Origin of the sequence: Mycobacterium sp. (assembly GCF_025933915.1) — a bacterium.
Taxonomy (GTDB): domain Bacteria; phylum Actinomycetota; class Actinomycetes; order Mycobacteriales; family Mycobacteriaceae; genus Mycobacterium.
This window is the reverse complement of the sequence record NZ_JAICZA010000269.1, coordinates 1-3,451: the sequence shown is the minus strand read 5'-3', so window position 1 is coordinate 3,451 and position 3,451 is coordinate 1. Positions and strand designations below refer to the sequence as shown.

Annotated in this window: 4 protein-coding genes; 3 read left to right on the top strand and 1 reads right to left on the bottom strand. The window is 66.8% G+C overall.

Features of this window, described 5'->3' with window-relative positions; genetic code table 11:
- A partial coding sequence (locus Q0W90_RS23780; RefSeq protein ID WP_297777056.1) for a type IV toxin-antitoxin system AbiEi family antitoxin occupies positions 1 to 632 on the bottom strand: 632 nt, incomplete at its 3' end.
- Between the two features lie 185 nt (positions 633 to 817).
- On the opposite strand from Q0W90_RS23780, the gene fabG1 reads away from it, so the two are divergent.
- The 3 genes from fabG1 to Q0W90_RS23765 all read left to right on the top strand — a co-directional run.
- The gene (gene fabG1 / locus Q0W90_RS23775; RefSeq protein WP_297600260.1) at positions 818 to 1,585 is read left to right on the top strand and encodes a 3-oxoacyl-ACP reductase FabG1; all 768 of its coding nucleotides are present in this window, start codon (positions 818 to 820) and stop codon (positions 1,583 to 1,585) included.
- A 34-nt stretch (positions 1,586 to 1,619) separates the two neighbouring features.
- The gene (inhA, locus tag Q0W90_RS23770) at positions 1,620 to 2,429 is read left to right on the top strand and encodes an NADH-dependent enoyl-ACP reductase InhA (protein WP_297777052.1); all 810 of its coding nucleotides are present in this window, start codon (positions 1,620 to 1,622) and stop codon (positions 2,427 to 2,429) included.
- 16 nt (positions 2,430 to 2,445) lie between these two features.
- Positions 2,446 to 3,451 (top strand): ferrochelatase (locus Q0W90_RS23765; protein ID WP_297777048.1); only part of this gene is annotated, 1,006 nt, incomplete at its 3' end.

Sequence of the window (3,451 nt, the reverse complement as noted above, 5' to 3'; positions counted from 1 at the left end):
GCCTCGGCCCAACCCCATTCGTTGCGCACCGCGATCTGTGTCTGCGGCCGCGGGAAGCCTGCATCCGTCAACAGCAGACGTAGCCACGTTTCCTTCGGGGACTGAGCCCCGCCGTCGACCAGTTCGAGAACCGGCCTGGCGGCGTTGATGCCGTGACGGCCACGGTAGCGGTCCGTGAGCACCTCCACGTCCGCCATCTTCAGCTCGGTCGCTTGCACCAGAGCGTCGATCGCAGCGACGGCGATCCCTCGGGGATGGCGGCGGGCCAGGTCGAGTGCGGTGCGCGCCGGCGTAGTGACGCGCATCTGCTCGACGACGGTGATCTCGTCGGACTCGATGCGTTCCTCGAAGGCGCGCACTCCGGAGGCGCGGCGGCGATTGGTATCGATGATCTCGGCGGAACGGGACGGATCGATCCATTTAGCGCCGTGCATCGCGGAGGCGGAGAAGCCGGCCAGGACGCCGCGCCGCCGCGAGCGCAGCCAGCACACCTTGGCGCGCAACACGGGCGTCAACTCGGCATCCTTCGGTAGGTACACGTCTTTGTGCAGCGCGACGTACCGGCTACGCAGCTCATAGGGCGTCACCGCGCCGACGGCCAGGGCTTCGCTGCCCAGAAAGGGCTCGCTCATGACGAGAGTGTGCTGGACCACACCGACAAGGCCTCGCGCGCGTAACCTCACTGCGAAAATCCGGCCCGAGAATCGCGGCCTGGTTACACCCGCGGGGTGAAAGGGGGAGGCCGCGGTGTGAAAGGGGGGAGGTGTGAAAAGGGGGAGGTTTCGGCCATGGCGGGCCGAGACGATAGGTTGACGGGGTGACGGACACGGCCACCGAGAGCACCACCGAAAGTGCTGCCGACTACGGCAGACCCGCATTCGTAGCCCGTTCGGTCCTGGTCACCGGCGGAAACCGGGGGATCGGTCTGGCGATCGCGCAACGGCTGGCCGCCGACGGCCACAAGGTGGCCGTCACGCATCGCGGATCCGGGGCGCCCGAGGGGCTGTTCGGCGTCGAGTGCGACGTCACCGACAACGACGCCGTCGATCGAGCCTTCAACGAGGTCGAGGAGCACCAGGGCCCGGTCGAGGTGCTGGTGTCCAACGCCGGGCTGTCCGCGGACGCGTTCCTCATGCGGATGACCGAGGAAAAGTTCGAGAAGGTCATCAACGCCAACCTCACCGGCGCGTTCCGGGTGGCGCAGCGGGCGTCGCGCACCATGCAGCGAAACAAGTTCGGCCGAATGATCTTCATAGGGTCGGTCTCCGGCAGTTGGGGCATCGGCAACCAGGCCAATTACGCGGCCTCGAAGGCCGGTGTGATCGGCATGGCCCGCTCGATCGCCCGGGAGCTGTCGAAGGTCAACGTGACCGCGAACGTCGTGGCGCCGGGCTACATCGACACCGACATGACCCGCGCGCTCGATGAGCGGATCCAGGAGGGGGCACTGCAATTCATCCCTGCGAAGCGGGTCGGCACCGCCGCCGAGGTCGCCGGGGTGGTCAGCTTCCTGGCGTCCGAGGATGCGAGCTACATCTCCGGTGCGGTCATCCCGGTCGATGGCGGCATGGGTATGGGCCACTGAATATAGTTACTACACAAGGACTTTAAGGACGGACATGACAGGATTGCTCGACGGCAAACGGATCCTGATCTCTGGGATCATCACCGACTCGTCGATTGCGTTTCACATCGCCAAGGCGGCCCAGGAAGCGGGAGCGCAGCTGGTGCTGACCGGGTTTGACCGGTTGCGCCTGATTCAGCGCATCGCCGACCGGCTGCCGGAGAAGGCGCCGTTGATCGAACTCGACGTGCAAAACGAGGAGCACCTGGATTCGCTCGCCGAGCGGGTGACGGCCGAGATCGGCGACGGCAACAAGCTCGACGGCGTGGTGCACTCGATCGGTTTCATGCCTCAGACGGGAATGGGCATCAACCCGTTCTTCGACGCGCCGTACGAGGATGTCTCCAAAGGCATTCACATCTCGGCGTATTCGTACGCCTCGCTGGCCAAGGCGGCGCTGCCGATCATGAACCCCGGCGGTTCCATCGTGGGCATGGACTTCGACCCGAGCCGTGCGATGCCGGCCTACAACTGGATGACGGTGGCCAAGAGCGCGCTGGAATCGGTCAACCGGTTCGTGGCGCGCGAGGCGGGTAAGTTCGGCGTCCGCTCCAATCTTGTTGCCGCGGGCCCGATCCGGACGCTGGCCATGAGCGCAATCGTCGGCGGTGCGCTCGGCGAAGAGGCCGGCGCCCAGATGCAGCTGCTCGAAGAGGGCTGGGACCAGCGCGCGCCGATCGGCTGGAACATGAAGGATCCGACACCGGTCGCCAAGACGGTGTGCGCGCTGCTGTCGGATTGGCTGCCGGCGACGACGGGGTCGATCATCTACGCCGACGGTGGCGCGAGCACCCAATTGCTCTAGACAGCAATGGAATTCCATGGATTTTGATGCCGTCCTGTTGCTGTCCTTCGGTGGTCCGGAAGGTCCCGAGCAGGTTCGGCCGTTCTTGGAAAACGTCACCCGGGGCCGCAATGTGCCGCCGGAACGTCTCGACCAGGTGGCCGAACACTACATGCATTTCGGCGGCGTGTCGCCGATCAACCGGATCAACCTGGCGCTGATCGAGCAGTTGCGCACCGAGCTAGCCGGCCGCGGCCTGGACGTACCGGTCTATTTCGGCAACCGCAACTGGGAGCCGTACGTCGAAGACACCGTCGCGACGATGCGCGACAACGGAATTCGGCGGGCAGCGGTATTCGCGACCTCGGCGTGGAGCGGCTATTCCAGCTGCACTCAATACGTCGAGGACATCGCCCGGGCGCGCCGGGCGGCGGGGGCGGACGCGCCCGAACTGGTCAAGCTGCGGCCGTATTTCGACCACCCGCTTTTTGTCGAAATGTTCGCCGGGGCGATAGCCGACGCGGCCGCGACGGTTCCCCCGGGCGCGCGGCTGGTGTTCACCGCGCATTCGATCCCGGTGGCGGCCGACGAGCGCCTGGGCCCACGGTTGTACAGCCGCCAAGTCGCCTACGCCGCAAGGCTTGTGGCGGCCGCCGCCGGGCATGCCGGGTACGACCTGGTGTGGCAGTCGCGGTCGGGGCCGCCCCAGGTTCCGTGGCTGGAGCCCGACGTCGGCGACCATCTAGCGACGCTGGCGGAGGCCGGTACCAAGGCCGTCATCGTCTGCCCGATCGGGTTTGTGGCCGACCACATCGAGGTGGTGTGGGACCTCGACCACGAGTTGGCGTCCCAGGCCGAGGCGGCGGGGATAGCGATGGTGCGGGCGTCGACACCGAACGCCCATCCCCGCTTTGCGCAAATGGCCGCCGACCTGATCGACGAATTGCGGTACGGCCGGTCGGCGGAACGGGTGAGTGGTCCCGACCCGGTGCCCGGGTGTCTTGCCAGCGTCGACGGCGCGCCATGCCGGCCGCCGCACTGCG

Bases quoted from the DNA above. Each gene is read 5' to 3' on its own strand.
- inhA (WP_297777052.1), top strand. From the start codon at position 1,620: ATGACAGGATTGCTCGACGGCAAACGGATCCTGATCTCTGGGATCATC.